The sequence below is a fragment of the Paenibacillus pinisoli genome, from assembly GCF_003605435.1.
GTDB classification, from domain to species: domain Bacteria; phylum Bacillota; class Bacilli; order Paenibacillales; family Paenibacillaceae; genus Pristimantibacillus; species Pristimantibacillus pinisoli.
Map to the genome: position 1 here is coordinate 1,478,325 of NZ_QXQB01000001.1, position 15,683 is coordinate 1,494,007.

The 15,683-nt window shown below is 54.0% G+C and carries 13 protein-coding genes; 2 read left to right on the forward strand and 11 right to left on the reverse strand.

Going from position 1 to position 15,683, the window contains the following annotated elements; all coding sequences use genetic code 11:
• Window positions 1-408 precede the first annotated feature (408 nt).
• Window positions 409-1,440 (forward strand): M23 family metallopeptidase, encoded by a 1,032-nt coding sequence (locus tag D3P09_RS06935; RefSeq protein WP_120108607.1) that lies wholly within the window; start codon window positions 409-411, stop codon window positions 1,438-1,440.
• Window positions 1,441-1,539: 99 nt separating this feature from the next.
• On the opposite strand, the gene yunB is transcribed toward D3P09_RS06935, so the two are convergent.
• Complete coding sequence (yunB, locus tag D3P09_RS06940) at window positions 1,540-2,613, reverse strand: sporulation protein YunB (protein ID WP_243643931.1); 1,074 nt, start codon at window positions 2,611-2,613, stop codon at window positions 1,540-1,542.
• A 224-nt stretch (window positions 2,614-2,837) separates the two neighbouring features.
• Between yunB and D3P09_RS06945 the strand changes: the two genes are divergently transcribed.
• Window positions 2,838-3,053, forward strand: coding sequence for a hypothetical protein (locus D3P09_RS06945; protein WP_120108263.1), 216 nt, complete (start codon window positions 2,838-2,840; stop codon window positions 3,051-3,053).
• Window positions 3,054-3,120: 67 nt separating this feature from the next.
• Here D3P09_RS06945 and D3P09_RS06950 read toward each other — a convergent pair whose 3' ends face one another.
• From D3P09_RS06950 to D3P09_RS06995, 10 genes are all read right to left on the reverse strand, one after another.
• Entirely contained in the window at window positions 3,121-5,040 is a 1,920-nt protein-coding gene (locus D3P09_RS06950) for an FtsX-like permease family protein (RefSeq protein ID WP_165867333.1), read from the reverse strand.
• The gene (locus D3P09_RS06955; RefSeq protein WP_120108266.1) at window positions 5,015-5,785 is read right to left on the reverse strand and encodes an ABC transporter ATP-binding protein; all 771 of its coding nucleotides are present in this window, start codon (window positions 5,783-5,785) and stop codon (window positions 5,015-5,017) included. The genes D3P09_RS06950 and D3P09_RS06955 overlap by 26 nt, the downstream gene beginning before the upstream one ends.
• Window positions 5,786-5,961: 176 nt before the next feature.
• Window positions 5,962-6,942: a sensor histidine kinase gene (locus tag D3P09_RS06960; protein ID WP_120108268.1), complete on the reverse strand. Its 981-nt coding sequence runs from the start codon at window positions 6,940-6,942 to the stop codon at window positions 5,962-5,964.
• The gene (locus tag D3P09_RS06965) at window positions 6,942-7,649 is read right to left on the reverse strand and encodes a response regulator transcription factor (RefSeq protein WP_120108270.1); all 708 of its coding nucleotides are present in this window, start codon (window positions 7,647-7,649) and stop codon (window positions 6,942-6,944) included. Before D3P09_RS06965 ends, D3P09_RS06960 begins: the two co-directional genes overlap by 1 nt.
• A 45-nt stretch (window positions 7,650-7,694) precedes the next feature.
• Window positions 7,695-8,453, reverse strand: a complete 759-nt coding sequence (locus D3P09_RS06970; RefSeq protein ID WP_120108271.1) for an ABC transporter permease — start codon at window positions 8,451-8,453, stop codon at window positions 7,695-7,697.
• The gene (locus D3P09_RS06975; RefSeq protein WP_165867334.1) at window positions 8,450-9,178 is read right to left on the reverse strand and encodes an ABC transporter ATP-binding protein; all 729 of its coding nucleotides are present in this window, start codon (window positions 9,176-9,178) and stop codon (window positions 8,450-8,452) included. The genes D3P09_RS06970 and D3P09_RS06975 overlap by 4 nt, the downstream gene beginning before the upstream one ends.
• Window positions 9,179-9,387: 209 nt before the next feature.
• On the reverse strand, window positions 9,388-12,132 hold the full coding sequence (locus tag D3P09_RS06980) for a discoidin domain-containing protein (protein WP_120108274.1): 2,745 nt from the start codon (window positions 12,130-12,132) through the stop codon (window positions 9,388-9,390).
• A 116-nt stretch (window positions 12,133-12,248) separates the two neighbouring features.
• Window positions 12,249-13,685: an ABC transporter substrate-binding protein gene (locus D3P09_RS06985; RefSeq protein ID WP_120108276.1), complete on the reverse strand. Its 1,437-nt coding sequence runs from the start codon at window positions 13,683-13,685 to the stop codon at window positions 12,249-12,251.
• Between the two features lie 146 nt (window positions 13,686-13,831).
• Window positions 13,832-14,701: a carbohydrate ABC transporter permease gene (locus D3P09_RS06990; protein WP_120108278.1), complete on the reverse strand. Its 870-nt coding sequence runs from the start codon at window positions 14,699-14,701 to the stop codon at window positions 13,832-13,834.
• The gene (locus D3P09_RS06995) at window positions 14,698-15,621 is read right to left on the reverse strand and encodes a carbohydrate ABC transporter permease (RefSeq protein ID WP_120108279.1); all 924 of its coding nucleotides are present in this window, start codon (window positions 15,619-15,621) and stop codon (window positions 14,698-14,700) included. The genes D3P09_RS06990 and D3P09_RS06995 overlap by 4 nt, the downstream gene beginning before the upstream one ends.
• Between the last annotated feature and the right edge of the window lie 62 nt (window positions 15,622-15,683).

The following is a 15,683-nucleotide window of genomic DNA, read 5'->3' on the forward strand; positions in this document are numbered from 1 at the left end:
TGACGCAGCATATATGGGATTAATCGATATCATCAGACATAAACTTGCCAGGCAGACAAATATCTTTCTAAACATGCAATAAATACTCCTTTCATCTTCAAAATTAAAGAAAACCTAATCTTACCTCAACCTTAGCACATTTTTCCTAATCAATAAATTGTTTCTTGCAAAAAATACAGGACTAATTAACCATTTTATATGGAAAGTTCATTATTTCCTCCCTAAATTTGTCGAAGATTGATCATAAAACGTAAGGTGCGGGTTACCTGCTTCAACAATGGAATCCTCTTCCTTCCCAGCCCGCAAAAAACCCTTCCCCTTCTGGATAAAATCCACTCCAACCGCAAAACATACCTTTATGTCCGTCATGCTTCTGAAAGGGTGAGAAGATTGAAGGTATGGATTCCGATGACGGCCGCTGTGACGGCTTTGTCGCTTATTATAAGTCCGGGAAGCTCCGCAACAGCCGCAGGAAAGGCAGCATCAGCGGCGGCAAGCCGCCTGGAGGAGCCGGGAGCTGTGCCCGTAAAGGACCAATACGATATCCGGCGCGAGCTGTATGACAGCCTGAGCAGCGTAATGAATGTGGAGTGGTACTGGATCGCTGCGGTCGACCAGTACGAACGAACCATCTCCAAAGCCAAGCCTAAAGCACGGCCGCAGCTGGGACAGACGGTAGGCGTCTTTATCGAGCAGGAGCGGTGGGCGGGTGAGCTGAACCCTGACTCCGAGGATATATTCCCGCTCTCGATTCAATGGTTCAACGGAATCGGACGCGACGGAGACGGCAACGGGCTGGCTGAGCGCAATAGCGATGCCGACCTGCTGTATTCCCTTGTCAGATTCGCTTCGGCAAAAGGAACAAGCGATATCCGCTTCCCCATCGGCCTATGGGATTATTACCGCAACAGCCGCTCCGTACAGCGGATCGAGCAGTTCGCATCCATCTATAAGAAGTACGGCAAGCTTGATTTGTACGAACATGCCTTCCCTCTGCCGGTCGGCTCCAGCTACTCCTATAGAGACACGTGGGGAGCGAAGCGCGGCTGGGGCGGCCGCCGCAGCCATGAGGGCACCGACTTGTTCGCGGGCCATGGCACGCCTGTAAGGAGCACCTGCTATGGCGTCATTGAGATTAAGGGCTGGAATCGCTTCGGCGGATGGCGCATCGGCATTCGCGACTTGAACAATCACTACCATTACTACGCTCACCTCTCTGGCTTCGACAAGAAGCTGGCGGTCGGCGATATCGTAGAGCCCGGGCAAGTCATCGGCTGGGTTGGCAGCTCCGGCTATGGGAAACAGGGCACCTCCGGCAAGTTCCCGCCGCATCTGCACTACGGCATCTACAGCGACCGCGGCTTGGTGGAATGGGCGTTCGACCCTTACCCGTTGCTGCGGCGGTGGGAGCAGCAGGAACGCCAGCGGCGAAGAAGCTAAGGAATTCAGCCCGGCAACTCTGGCACCAGACGGAACCGCCTGAAACGCAACAATCCCGCAGGGGCTAAGCCTCTGCGGGATTGTTCATTATAGCTTTAGTTACTCCGCTTGCATCTGGAACAAGGAGGAATGCCCTTCCTCTTCCTTCTTCTTCTCTTCTTCGGTATCCGGACTGGTCGTGACCCCGGTACCCGGCGAGATTGGCACCGATATATTCGGCGCTTGCGGCGCATTCTCCCCGACCGCCTTGCCCGAGCTGTCATAATAGTACATCGGCACATCGCCGACAACGAGCAAGTAGGAGATGGGGATTTCCGTCTCCACCAGCTCCGGTTCGGTATCGAACGGGATAATGATGGACACCTCCGCCACAACTTTGATGTAGACCTCGACCAGCACCATATTAATGGCGGCATTGCGTTCTCTTGTGCTGAGCTCCACCTTTACCGCCCCGACCGGCTCGAATTTGACTGGCACGCGCGGTCCGAAGGAGGAGATAATTGCACTATTAAGCGCATGGCCGATCGGAATATGCTCCGGTATGTCTTTGATTTCCTTCAGCGTGCTTTGCACGGTCTCGATTGTCTCCGACGTAATGCTCATATGCTCCGCGTAGTTGAGCATGAACCCCGATATCTTGCCGTTGCCGTTCATCTTCCAGTCAATCAGCTTCTCCTGATCCGATTTGCGGGCTACCTGCTCCGTGATCGCTTTGTTTATCGCTTGTGTGGCGACCTGCTTCACTCGAACCTTCGCAATATTCATAAGCGGCGGACGCAAATTCCGTTCGATAAAAATAAACGAGGGCACCGTGAACAGCAGCATAAAAACCAGCATCAGCAGAAGCAGGCTCCGCTTGCGGAAGCGGCGCCTTGGACGCGCCTCCTTGTGCTTCGTCCCCCATGAAGACACCTGCGCCTTGCGGCTGCTGCGGCGGAACTGAAAGATCGGCTGCCGCTTGCCCCAGCCGGCGCTCTTGCCTCCGGATTGCGTCTTTCCGCTCCACTTCATGCCGCTCAGCTTCGCTCCTCCTGAGCCCCATTTCGCCCCGCCTGACTTTGCAGACGGCGATTTGGCCCGCGGACTCCCCCAGGTCACCGTCTTCACCCTGCGAAAGCTTCCAAGCCCCCGCAACGGACCAAGCCGAAAACCGCGCCTACCCCACTTCGCCATGTCCATCCCTCCCGTCCGCTCGTCCTTCCGCTCTTCCATACTTATGCGGGGATTGACCAAAAAAGAAGGCGAGCCTTAGGGCGGATCTCCCCTTCAAGGACTGCTGACATCCAAAGAATCGCAAGCCTACCTGGCCCGATGTTGTTCGAATGCCCATCATGCGCTAGACTATAGATCATGAATCAATGACAGGCAACAAGCTTTGCCGGGAAAGGAGTTCGAACATGTCGCTTAACCGAAGGCTGCTGACGGACGCGGATTTTGAAGAGGCGCTGCAGAAAGGGACGCGTATCCGGGTATTCCAGGATAACCACATCGTAGATGCGAGCTCCGTGATCGTAAGGTTCGACGAGCATACCGTTGTGACCCAATCCACCGTGAGCGATTTGATGTATCATAAAAGATCGGCATGCGAGTTTTTCGATCTGCGAAAACGTTAAGCTTGCCCGCCTAACAGACAGGCCACCCGAATGCTGCTTCCTGCAGCTCTCGGGTGGCCTGTCTGTTTTAAGCCAGCTTCCTGCGCATTCTGCTCAGATACCGCCAGCGGATCAGCAGGAAATAAAGAAGCTGAATGCCAAAGAATGCGCCATAAATGATTAATCCATTGTTCAGCATAGAAGTGTTCGTCAAGTTCGCCATATTGATAAACGCAACCGCGCTATGCGCCATGCCGAGCAGGAACGGCAGGAAGAACATAACCGTCAGCTGCCGCGTAACCAATCGTGCAAGCTCCTTCGGACTAAGCCCCAGCTTGCTCGTCATGCCAAGCTGCTTCTCATCCCGCTCCACATCGGCGTATAACCGGAAATAAATGAAGCTTGCCGCAAAGGTAAAGAAGACAGCGCCGACCAATACGCTGATGATCAGCAAAATGCCATTAAGCTGCCGTTCTTCATAATGCTCGATCGCTAGCGCGGAGAATTGGCCGACTTCAGCGAAATCCGCCGACAACCCGGCTTGAAGCTCTCTTGCCAGCTCCAGCGTCTCCTGCCATTCCGGAACGGCATAATACATGGCTGAGGCTGCTGCTGCGCCTTCCTGTCTAAGCAGCTCCAGCTTTTCGTCAGGCAATACGACGACATCATCCGTCTGCGCGATAACGGCGTCGCTTACTCTTTCTTTCAGCCGAAGCTCTCCTTGCCCGTGCACCTTTAATGCTTCCGCTGCAGCTTGCATCACCGCTTCATCGTTATGCTTGCTGCTATTCCTGGAGACAACGCCGGAAGCGATCAGTATCTCGTCTGAAGCGAGCTCCCGTGGCCCAAGCCCTCTAATGGCAGCCAATTCGTTGAACTGGGTCAGCGATACAAGATTATATTTGCTGTTGCCAGCATAGATAAGGTCAAGCTTGGATTTCCCAAAAGAATACCCTTTCCCCCGCAGCGACTCGTCAATGCGGGTTATCGCCGCATCGGCTCGCTCTCCATGCTCCGAGGCATACCAATAGGTGAAGGCGTAGGGATAATTTCGCTCCGTTCTGCCGGGATCGCCTACAGACAGACAGGCTCCAATGCCGGAGAATGCGGCGGCCATCACGGTCGCCACCATGAAGAACATGACGGCATTGTCTTTGACCCGATAGGCCATATCGGTGAAGGACATCAGATTGATGCCGCGGAACAGGAGCGACTTGCGCCGCTTAAGCGTCCGGAGCACATATACATTAAGCTGAGTGAACAAGAAATACGTCCCCAGCACGACGCAGCCGACAGCCAGCCCAAGCAGCCATAAGAAAAACGCCGAATAATTCACGAAAAAGAACACCATGCCATACCCTGCCGCAATGAGAACGACCGCAAGCAGCGACAGCCAGACCGAAGCCTTGGGCTCCGGCTTCGGCTTCTCATCCCCTTTGATCAGCTCCAGCACGCTCGTCTGCCGTCCGACCCGAATCGTCAGAATCGATACAACCAGGAACAACAGAGCGAAGGCGCCCGCCGTCATCCATACCGCTTGCAGCGGCAGATAGAAGCGCAGCCCTTCCTCCAGCATAAGCAGCCGCGCGCTCACAAGCAGCATCAGCTTCGTGAACAGCAGCCCCACGCCGATGCCGCAGCCGATAGACGCAACTCCTATCAGCATATTCTCGGCAAAGGTCAGCTTCATGCGTTGCCTCTCTGTCATGCCTAGCACAAGCAGAATGCCGAACTCCTTTTTGCGTGACTTGAGGAATGCGCCGGTAGAATAAAGCAGGAACAAGAATGAGAAGATAAAGATAAAATATTGCGACACCGTAAGCCCCATCTTAGCCAGATAGGACGCGGTCTGACTGCTCGATTTAAGCTGTCCCTGCAGATCGGGATGATAGAGCAGCACCGCGTAGATGAAAAACGCCATTACTGAAAAGGCGCTGCTTAGAAAATGGGCGGCATAAGTCCGTTTCTTGCGGATGACGTTCCTATACGCGAATTGCCGGAAATTCATGTCCATCCCCTCCAAGCAGCGACAATACATTCAGGATCTTCTGGTAGAAAGCCTTGCGGTTGTCGCCGCAGTGGATTTCCGTATAGGTCCGCCCATCCTTGATAAAGATGACGCGGTCGCAATAGCTGGCTGCCATCGCATCGTGAGTCACAAGCAGCATCGTCGCGCTCTCGTCCTTGTTCAGCGCGGACATCAACCCCATGACATCGCGGGCGGACTTGGAATCCAGATTGCCCGTCGGTTCGTCGGCAAGCAGCAGCTGCGGCTGATGGATCAGCGCACGGGCAATGGCGGTACGCTGCGCCTGTCCTCCCGATATTTCATAGGTTCGTTTGTTCAGAATGCCTGCAATGCCCAGCTTCTCCGCAATTCGCTCCGCTCTGCCCAGCATATCGGCTACCTTGGTCCGATCCAGCGTAAGCGGCAGCACGATGTTCTCCATGACCGTCATCGTATCCAGCAGATTAAAGGACTGAAAGACGAAGCCGAGTTCCCGGCGGCGGAATCTGGCCAGCCCCTCCGACAGCAAGCGGAACGGGTCCGCTCCATTCAGCAGCACCTGGCCCGACGTAGGCCGGTCAATCGTGGAGACGACATTAAGCAGCGTCGTCTTGCCGCTGCCTGACGGCCCCATGATGCCGACGAACTCTCCTTTGGCTACGGTCAGGTCAATATCATTCAGCGCCCGGTAAGGAACATTGCCGGGATAAATCTTGTTGAGGCCCTTTACTTCCAATATGTCCATCGCAATCCACTCCTGCCCTCTTGTATAGCTTAAGTGTAGCCGGAAACTCGCCGGGAACCTATGAACAACTCCTTCATCTACCTTACAATATTGCAAGGTTGCGAGGCTTAACGGGGCGGTGAACCTTCCATTATCCACACAAAAAAACGGATTCCGCTGGAATCCGCCTTCTCAAATCACTGTGGGAAAATAAGCCTCATAATGGTCCCTTCACCAACACGGGACTCCGCTTCCACAGGATATCCCATCCGGTCCATTGCCGACTTGACCAAATACAATCCCATACCTGTCGACTCCTTGAAGCTTCTGCCGTTCTCACCGGTAAAGTAAGGCTGGAAGATGCGCTTCAGATCCGATGGCGGAATGCCCGCGCCTTGATCACGCACCTCTACTACCGTCCCCCGCTCGCTTCGATAGGCGGCGACAACCACACTGCCGCCGCTGCCCTGCTTCGAATAATTGACTGCATTAGCTAGCAGCTGCTCCAGGATAAAGGAAAGCCACTTTCGGTCCGCATGTACAGCCAGCTCCTCATCCGCTTCAAGCCGGGGGAAAACGCCGCTGCGGATGAACAATCTCCGGTTATGCAGAATTACTTCATTCGCCCATTCCCGTAGGTTAACCCGCTCTACTGCAAAATCCTGCTCGAACGTCTCCAGCCTGGACAGATAGAGCACGGTCTCCAGCCCTTTACGCAGACGGTCCGTCTCTTCCCTCATGCTGGCGCCGCGCTCGCTGTCATCCTCCTGAAGCATAAGCTCCAGCACGGACAACGGCGTCTTCATTTGATGCACCCAGCGGTTGATGAAGGTGACATGATTCTCCCGATTGCGCTCCGCCTCAAGCCGCAATTGATCATAGCTCTTATACTGCTGGGCCAGCCAGTCCCGCATCGCCGCAGGCAGCGGCGCCGAGCCAGCCACGCTTGTCGTCTCTTCTATCGTCATGTCTTGCCGGCCCAGCATCTGATAGAAGCTGCGATGCGTAGCATAACGATAACCCAGATAGGCGCCGAAGACGCAAAGCCCCAGAAGCGCCGCATAAGCCGCCACTTCCCAGCTGCGATAGCCATCCAGATAGAAGACGGCAGTCACGATAATAAGCTGCAGCAGGACAATAAGAGTGAGCGGAATATGCTCTCGTATGAACAGCCGCATTACCGCGCATCCTCCTGCCAGCTGGGACTCAGCCGATAGCCTGTGCCGCGCACGGTCTCCAGCGCCTCCTGAATGCCAAGCTGGGACAGCTTCTTGCGCAGCCGGGTTACATTGACGCTAAGCGCGTTGTCATCGACATACGCATAGTCATCCCATAGCTTCTCCAGCAAAGCCTCGCGTCCGACAAGCTTGCCGGAGCCTAAGAGCAGCGCCTCCATCAGCACGGTTTCCTTTTTGGTCAGCTCTACCGACCGGCCCCCAAGCCGCAGCTCCATCTTCTCCAGATAGAGCGCCAGCCCCCCGCGCTCGATGACGCGCTCCTCCGTCGCAGACGCATAGTCGCCGTAGGCGCGTCTGAGCTGGCTGCGGATCTTCGCCATCACTACTTCATAGTGGAAGGGCTTGGTCATATAGTCATCGCCGCCGTTCTCAATCGCCATAACCTGATCCATCTCCCCGCTTCTGGCCGAGAGGAAGATAATCGGACATGTAGATACCGTCCGGATCTGCCTGCACCAATAATAGCCGTCAAAGCTTGGCAAATTGATATCCATCAATACAAGATGGGGCTGCAGGCTCTGAAATTGCAGCAGAATTTGCCCAAAATCTTCAGCAACCGCTGCGGTATGTCCATATCGCTCAATATGCGACCGCAGCAGCTCAGCAATTTTACGATCATCCTCAACGATAAGAATGGTATAGCCCATTGCTTCCTCCTCCAGCAGCCGGCAAGGGCCTAAGCCCCTCCAGGACTAGCTTCTCTCGATCTTGCGCAGCCGCGCATCCGGCGTGAAAAACAGCTTCTGGTAGAGCATGCTCAGAATCATGCTCGTCATCGCAGCGGAGCCGGTATGCGAGAACAGAATTAGCAGCTGATACCGGACCGCCTCCACCGGATCGGCTCCCGCGATAATCATCCCCGTCATCATGCCGGGCAATTGCACCAGCCCTACCGTCTTCAAGCTGTCGATCGTCGGAATCATGCTGAACTTGACTGCGCGCTTCATCGGTCCTTGCATCGCCTGCGTGCCGCTGGCGCCAAGAGACAGCAGCGTCTCGATCTCGCCGCGCGATGCTTCAACTTCACGCTTGATCGATGTGGTGAACAGGCCGGAGACGATCATGGCGTTGCCGATCGTCATGCCGCTGAGCGGTATGATGTATTGCGGCGTCGGCTCGATGAGATTCAGCCCGATCAGGAACAGTATCATGAATGCCTCCATGACTCCAATCGTAAGCGCAATCCGCCAGAAGACGCCCTTCAGGCCTGCGCCGCGTCTTGATGCATTCCATGTGGCGACCACGGTCATTATGGCAATAATCAGAATGATAAAAGCAACATGTTCCGTCTGGAACACATATTGCAGCACATAGCCGATCGCAAGCAATTGCACGGCTGCCCGAATGCTGCCGATTGCAATGCTCTTCTCAAGGCCAAGCCGTTTCCAGAAGGATACGAACATCGTAATAAAAACAAAAATAAGCGTACAGCTCAGCGCCAGCAGCGTCATCGCTCTCTCACGCTCCCCGCCGTCTCGTCACTGATGCCGGATTCACAGCTAAGCTCGCTGTCCGTTAACGTTCCGTCCTTCAGCGTCCATATGCGGGAGGCTGCCCGGCTTGCCTGATCGGCATGATGCGTGACCCAGACCAGCGCGGCCCCCTCTTCGCGATGCCACTCCAGCAGTATATCCTCTACCAGCCTGCCGCTAATGGCGTCGAGCGATGCCGTAACCTCGTCTAAGAGCAATACGGCAGGCCGCAGCATTAAAGAACGAATAAGCGCGAGCCTCTGCTTCTCGCCCCCTGACAAGTCTCCCGCAGGCCCCTTCATAGGGATATGGTCAAGCCCGCTCTGCTTCATCAGCCTCTCCGCGAGCGGCTGCTCGTATACCGTTCCATGAAGCCGGCTCACCGTCCGCAAATTATCCTCCACACTGCCGGGCAGCATAACGGCGTGCTGAGCCACGTAACAAACCTGGCTTCTCCACTTCGCCGGCTCCATGCTGCTGCAGGAAGCGCCTCTTACATACATATCTCCTTCATCCGCAGAATCCAGGCATGCCAATATTCGCAGCAGGGTGCTCTTGCCTTGTCCTGAACCGCCCATAATGGCGATGCTTTCCGGCTCTCGGATCACCGCATCTATCTTATGCAGCAGAACTCGTTCTCCTGAGCTCTCTCGGGCAGAGGGGATTCGCTTGCTTAACCCTCTTATCTCCAATAATGCGTTCAAATCTCTCATCTCCTGCTGCTATATTATCACAGGTAGGACGCGGAGCACATCTGCCCCTATGCACGCGCTTGCTGCCGTTCTTATCATGCATTATTGCAGATTCGCACAAGCAATCCGCATAAGCCACGCAGAACAGCCCTTTGCCGGAGCTGGTCCGCAAAGGGCTGTTTCATGTTTCCTTATTCTCGCCGAGGTTTTCTTCCCTCCGCTTAATACACTTCGAACTCAGATACTTGCGCTGCCGGCCAAGCGCTGTTCGACGTAATCGTCACTCTAACGTAACGGGCGTTCGCCGGGGCATCCCATACAATCTCTACCTCATTGCCCGTCTTCGGATCATACGTATACGGCGACGATGGCGCTAAGGTTGTGAACGTTGTACCGTCTGAGCTGCCTAGCGCTTCAATATCCTGTGTCCTTGATTCCCACGCATCCTGTGGCGGCAGTCTCAGCTTGATCTTGCCGACAGCATGTTCTTCGCCCAGGTCCACTGTCAAGGATTGCGGGAATTTCTTCGCGCTGCTCTCCCAGTACGTGAACGGATCGCCATCGACCGTCAGCTTCGGATCGAATGCCTCCGCTGTCATCGATGTACCGGTTACCGTCTTGCCGAGCGCAAGATTGATCTCCGCTTTCACTTTCGGAAAGGACTCTGAAGCCGTGCTAGGCTCCTTCGAGCCGGTCAGCTCGACATAGCCGACCTTCTTCTCTTTAATGACGCCTACGTAATCAAAGAGGATGAAATCTCCTTCTTCTTTGACAGGCAGATCCGCAATCTTCGTCCCATCCGCCTGGTAGGCGGCAGCAAGCGCATGCGTCCACTTATTGCCTTTCTTCACCTTCAGCGTCGTATCGGAGCCGATCGGCTGATAGATTCGAATGGCATCCTTGCCCCGCACTTCCACCAGATCATGCTCGCCCTCGTCGAGGTCAAATCCGTTGTATCTGGTATAATTGCCGGCTCTGACGCTGCCGTCCTTCGCCTGAACATCGAAGCCGCCAACAGCAAGCGTCGTATGCTCATCCAGCACATAAGCATCCGTCTTGCTCCAATTGGCCGTCACTTGATGCGTGCCGAAGTCGGTACGGGTTGCCGTGTCCGTCAATTGCTCATAATTCTGGACCAGCTGATCGGCATAGCCGGCAAGCACATGCTTCTGGAAGACGCCGATCGCATCGACCCATGGGCTGGTAACCCCGTTGTAGAAGTCGGCGCTGAGGTTATAGCCCATCGCCAAATTCCAGCGCAGCATATCCTGATCGTCGGTCATCGTCTCTCCGGCGAGGTTATGATGATAGAACATCACCTTGTCTCTCATCAGCATGCCCGACAGCGGGTAATATTCCGTATAGGATGCGGTGTTTTTGCGGTAGCCGAGAATATCCCAGAGGTAAGTCGATCCCATGAACCCGATGGAATCGTCCGCCAGCACATCCGTGCCGTCCTCGATGTACATGCGATGCTTCAGCGCCTCAAAATAATCGCGCACCCCCTTGAAATAAGCCGTCGACGGGTCGGTCCCCTCCGGAATCGTCTTGTTGAACACATAAGGAGAGTTGCGGATGCCCCATTGATCCTCGAATATGCCGTCGAAGCCGGCATCCTCAATCAGCTTGCGATGCTCTTCAGCCGTCCGCTCGCGGAAGAACGGATGGCCTGTATGGGCGACATAGCCGCTGTGCGGACCGTAATCCTCCTGCATCACAGTGCCGTTCTCCTTCTCGACCATAATATCGGCGAGCGTCGTCCCTTCCGGCAGCCGATCCAGCGTCGGCGAGCTTACGCCCCACCAGCTCATATTCGTATAAGGCACGACAATATTGCCCTTCTCTTGCGCATTCTTGACGAATTGCTGGAACTTCGCGTTGCCGCCCCACTTCGTATCGGGAGGAATAAAGTCCGGATAATTCTCGTCATGGCCTCCGGTCTGAAAGCCGACCAGATGGATCATCCCATTGTAGTTCATCTTGTCGATAAATCCGGTCGTCAGATTGTCCCAATTCGCATCCTTGATCGCGGATATATCTGTCTTATACAGCGGAAGCTCGAAGTACTTGGCTGCATCGTCGCCGAGCTTATCCTGAAGCGAACGGTACCCGCCAATTCCATTCAGCTCCCGGTAGCTGGCGATAGACTTGGTGTAGTCGCCGCCAATCTCCAGCACGACAGTCGGGCTGCTCCACTTCTGATCGGCATCAATCCATGTCCGGTAGTTGTGCACAAACGAGGTTTTGCCGGAGTCGTTGATCTGATGCTTGTAGCCGATCTCCGTCAGCAGCGTCGTCTCGTCGCCCAGATCATACATGGCCAGATTGCCGGCATCCGTGCGCATCGCCAGGTACGAAGCGAACATAACGCCCGGATATTGGTCGGAGAAGGAGTTGCTCTCCTGGAAGAATGCGTTCTTCAGCTTGGCGCCCGGCAGCATCGGCAGAATCGCGTCTTGCACGCCGCTCTGGCTAATCTTCATCTCATAAGGAAAACGGAACGTCTTCACCTTTTGGCTAGTCTTGTTCGCAAGCGTTGCCGTCATATATATCCGGTCGTCATCCCCGAACCGGACATCCACATCTACTTGCAGCGGGCCGCTGTAATGCAACTGCAGCTCGCCTTCGCGCTTCTTCCATTCATAAGTGAAGGACTCGGCGCTTGAGCTCTGCACAGACGTATCATCGCCCAGAATCGCCCACCACAATGTCTGGTTGCCGGCGGACAGCTGCTCCGAAACCCCCTGCTGCTTCACATAAGCAATACCACCGTTGTCCTTATAAAAGGCCATTTCGTATTGCTTGCTGCTCACAATGAGCAAGCCTTCCTCTTCATTCAGTTGCATCTTTGCCTTACCTCCGCTGCTCAGCAAGCCTGAGAAGATTAAAATGCAGACAATCGCGACTACAATGACAATGCCTATCCATAACGCCAGCCATCTTGTATTCAGCGCCAGCTTCGACATGTAACCACCACCCGTTCCCTATGTTAAAACCTTCCCCCAAAATTCCTAGAGGAAGTAAAGCGGGGCTGCCCCCGTAGATGCAGGCATCTACCTGGGACAACCCCGCATGGTCATGATTAAGGTTGAATTGTATCGTAGAATTTCTCTTGCATGAACTTGGCTGTATTTTCGAGCTGGACTTTCATGTCTACGCCCTTCTTCGAGAATACTTCTTGGATCACATTCGTCATCGCGCCGTAGAAGTCTTGCGTATTGTATGGCGATTCAGCTTTGCCGTCGATCAGCTTCATTGTTTCTTCACCGTATTGGTATACGTTGTCGTATTTGTTGAACAGAGCCGTTACTTTCGCGCCATACTCAGCGTCAGGCTTGAAGTATTGGAATACGGCAGGTACGTAGAATTTGTTTTGACCCTGACGCTCCTGGATGTTTCTCTCCAGCGACTCCAGACCTTTGTCGGAGAAGTAGTCGAATGTTGCATAGTAGAATGCGATTGCTTGCTCGTCTTTTGTTGCGTTAGGGTTGATAACCAGGAAGTCGCCGCCCAGAACGCCGTAATGCTTGCCGCCTTTTTCGTAAGCAGGGATCGGATAGACCAGAATGTCATCCGGCGTCATGCCGCCTTGGTTCAGCGCTTGATCGACCGGACCGTCCGGACCTGCGATAACCATTGCCGTTCTGCCTTGTGCGAATGCGCCTACCGCATCGCCCCATCCAAGTGCCCAGTCCTGTGGAATCGCGTTCGCTTCCCACTTCAGCTTGTCGTAGTACTCGAGTGCTTTCATGCCAGCGTCGGAGTTGAACGTTGACTTGATCTTGCCGTCTTCTACCTTCAGGATGTCGCCGCCAGCCGTGAACAGGAAGTTGGTCCAGTTCCAGCCGGATTCATTGCCTTTGCCCATCGGTGCGATACCGGAGATGCCGGCATTCGGATCGGAAGCTGCTTTAGCCGTATTCAGCATATCATCCCAAGTCCAATCGAACGAAGGGATCGCAATGCCTTTGTCTTCCAGCATTTTTTTGTTAACCGTCACGCCAGTCGGATAGCCGCGTTGTGCGATACCGTATACTTTGCCGTTAACCGTGAACAGATCTTGCAGAATCGGGTTCATTTGATCCTTGTACTGGTAAGCGTTGAACAAGTCGGTAATGTCAGCCGCCCAGCCCTTCTCCGCCAGGAACTTGCCCTCCGAAGCGTACGTGTTGAACAGCGTTGGAGCTTCGTTCGCGCCCATCTTGATGCCGATTTCATTCGGATTGTACTGCCAGTCGCTCTTGATAACCTCTACATTCGGGAACACTTCATTGAAGCGTCTGATCTTGTCATCTTCCAGCGCGCGGTCTTCTACGCGGTCAGGAGTCGGGTAATAGATACTGATAGACACTTTCTTCTGAGTGATGTCATCCTCCGCAGGAGGAGCACTGCTCGTATCCGAAGGAGTACTGCTCGGGCTCGGGCTTGGCGTAGTGTTGCCGCCATTGCTCTTCCCGCATGCCGCCAGGATGAGAGTGAATGCAAGAACTACCGCAATCATCATCGAAATCTTACGCATTTGAAAATCCCCTTTTCCTCTCAAATTTAGCTTACACGCTCATCATAATGTAGGCGCATTCACTAGGGCGATGTGTATTCCTATTCGGATCATGTGCAGATTTACGTTCTGTCATAATCTCGCACATAATGACAAATCATCAATGATTAGCCTTTTACTCCGCCAAGGTACAAGCCTCTTAATATAAACTTCTGGAAGAAGAGGAAGATAAGGATTGGCGGAATCATGACAATGGTCAGGATGGCAAAACGAATATTCAGATCCAGCCGGCGGGCGTTCAAGACAAAGTCCCGAATGGCCGCAGACAGCGGCTTATTCTCTTGGCTCAATATAAAGCTTGGCCAGAACCAGTCGTTCCAGGCGGTCGCGAACACGAAGATCGACAGCGTCGCGAAGATCGGAATCGACAGCGGGAACGCTATCTGGAAGAACCCTCTAATCTCCGAAGCTCCGTCAATCCGGGCCGACTCGAAGATTTCCACATGGATGCCGTCCATAAAGGTTTTCAGCAGGAGCAGGAAAAACGCATTGGCGCCTGCCGGCAGCCAGATCGCCGCGAATGAGCCCATCAGGCCGAGGTCCTTCAGGTTGATAAAGTTCGGAATCATATACGTCGTCGCCGGGATGAACAGCGTCATCAGAAAGTAGTAATAGATGGCCGACTTCAGCGGAACCTGCATCTTCGACAGCGCGTAAGCCGCCAGGCCAAGCACGATGACCGTTACAACCATATTGCCGACAAAGATCATCATCGTGTTTTTGAAGTACATCGGCAGATCAATATAGTTCCATGCCTTGATATAGTTCTCGAAATGCCATTCCTTCGGGAAGAAGGTCGGCGGGAAGGAGTTGACCTCCGTATTGGCCTTGAGGCCGTTTAGCAAGGAGATCAGAATCGGATACACCATGCAGCACATCATGATGACCACGAGCAGGTTCATCAGATAATACATCAAGCGGGTGCCCGGCTTTTTCAAATCATAGTTGGATATAATGGTGCGTTCTTGCGCCTTCATGATTTTACTCCCCCTCTGTTGTTGATCCGGTATTGAACGATCGCAAGTATGCTCAGCGCGAAGAACATAAGCACACCGAGGGCGGAGGCAACGCCGTAATCCTGTCTTACAAATGCATACTTTACAATGAGGAGGGCGTAGGTCAGCGTGGCATTGTTCGGACCGCCGTCCAGCATCGCATATTGCGTCTGGAAGCCTTGCGACGTAGCGATCAACTGCAGCATGAGCAGCAGCATAATTTGGTTGCGGATTGCCGGCAGCGTAATATAGCGGATGCGGTGCCATATGCCTGCGCCGTCAATCTCAGCTGCCTCGTACCAATCGCGAGGCACTGCAAGTATCGCTGCGAGATAGATCAGCATCGCGGAGCCGAAGCTTTGCCATGTCTCCATAATGACGATAGACGCCATCGACCAGGCCCGGTCAACCATAAAGTTGATTTGACTCAGGCCAATGCTCTTCAGAACGGCGTTGATCGGTCCGACCGGATCATACAGCCATCTCCATACGCCGTACAATACGACGAATGGAACGACATACGGCAAGTACGCCGCTACTCTGGCGAACCCTTGGAATCTGCGCATCTCCGAGATCGCCAACGCGAACAGGATCGGCACCCAGAACCCGATCGCCAGCGCGAGCCCCATATAATAGAGCGTATTTCTCACGGACGTCATCACATCCCGGTCCGCGAAGACGGTCTTGTAATTGTCGAAGCCGATGAAGGTGTTGCCTTTGACAAAATCTACGTCGTAGAAGCTGTTTAACACCCCTTTAAAGATCGGAAGCCACAGAAAGAGCGTGAAGATGACAAGAGCCGGCAAGATGAAGATAAATCCCCATACATACCGTTTGTACCTTCCTGGTCGCTGCGTCTGCGGCTTTGTCTTGCTGATTGGAACAGCCGTTGTTTGCTCCATTGCGTGGTCCCTCATTCCTTTAGTTAATCTACTATTTATTGTAGATAAAGAGGGTACCCCAG

Coding starts and splice junctions, on each gene's coding strand:
- D3P09_RS06935 (WP_120108607.1), top strand. CDS start 409: ATGACGGCCGCTGTGACGGCTTTGTCGCTTATTATAAGTCCGGGAAGC.
- yunB (WP_243643931.1), bottom strand. CDS start 2,613: ATGGCGAAGTGGGGTAGGCGCGGTTTTCGGCTTGGTCCGTTGCGGGGG.
- D3P09_RS06945 (WP_120108263.1), top strand. CDS start 2,838: ATGTCGCTTAACCGAAGGCTGCTGACGGACGCGGATTTTGAAGAGGCG.
- D3P09_RS06950 (WP_165867333.1), bottom strand. CDS start 5,040: ATGAATTTCCGGCAATTCGCGTATAGGAACGTCATCCGCAAGAAACGG.
- D3P09_RS06955 (WP_120108266.1), bottom strand. CDS start 5,785: ATGGACATATTGGAAGTAAAGGGCCTCAACAAGATTTATCCCGGCAAT.
- D3P09_RS06960 (WP_120108268.1), bottom strand. CDS start 6,942: ATGCGGCTGTTCATACGAGAGCATATTCCGCTCACTCTTATTGTCCTG.
- D3P09_RS06965 (WP_120108270.1), bottom strand. CDS start 7,649: ATGGGCTATACCATTCTTATCGTTGAGGATGATCGTAAAATTGCTGAG.
- D3P09_RS06970 (WP_120108271.1), bottom strand. CDS start 8,453: ATGACGCTGCTGGCGCTGAGCTGTACGCTTATTTTTGTTTTTATTACG.
- D3P09_RS06980 (WP_120108274.1), bottom strand. CDS start 12,132: ATGTCGAAGCTGGCGCTGAATACAAGATGGCTGGCGTTATGGATAGGC.
- D3P09_RS06985 (WP_120108276.1), bottom strand. CDS start 13,685: ATGCGTAAGATTTCGATGATGATTGCGGTAGTTCTTGCATTCACTCTC.
- D3P09_RS06990 (WP_120108278.1), bottom strand. CDS start 14,701: ATGAAGGCGCAAGAACGCACCATTATATCCAACTATGATTTGAAAAAG.
- D3P09_RS06995 (WP_120108279.1), bottom strand. CDS start 15,621: ATGGAGCAAACAACGGCTGTTCCAATCAGCAAGACAAAGCCGCAGACG.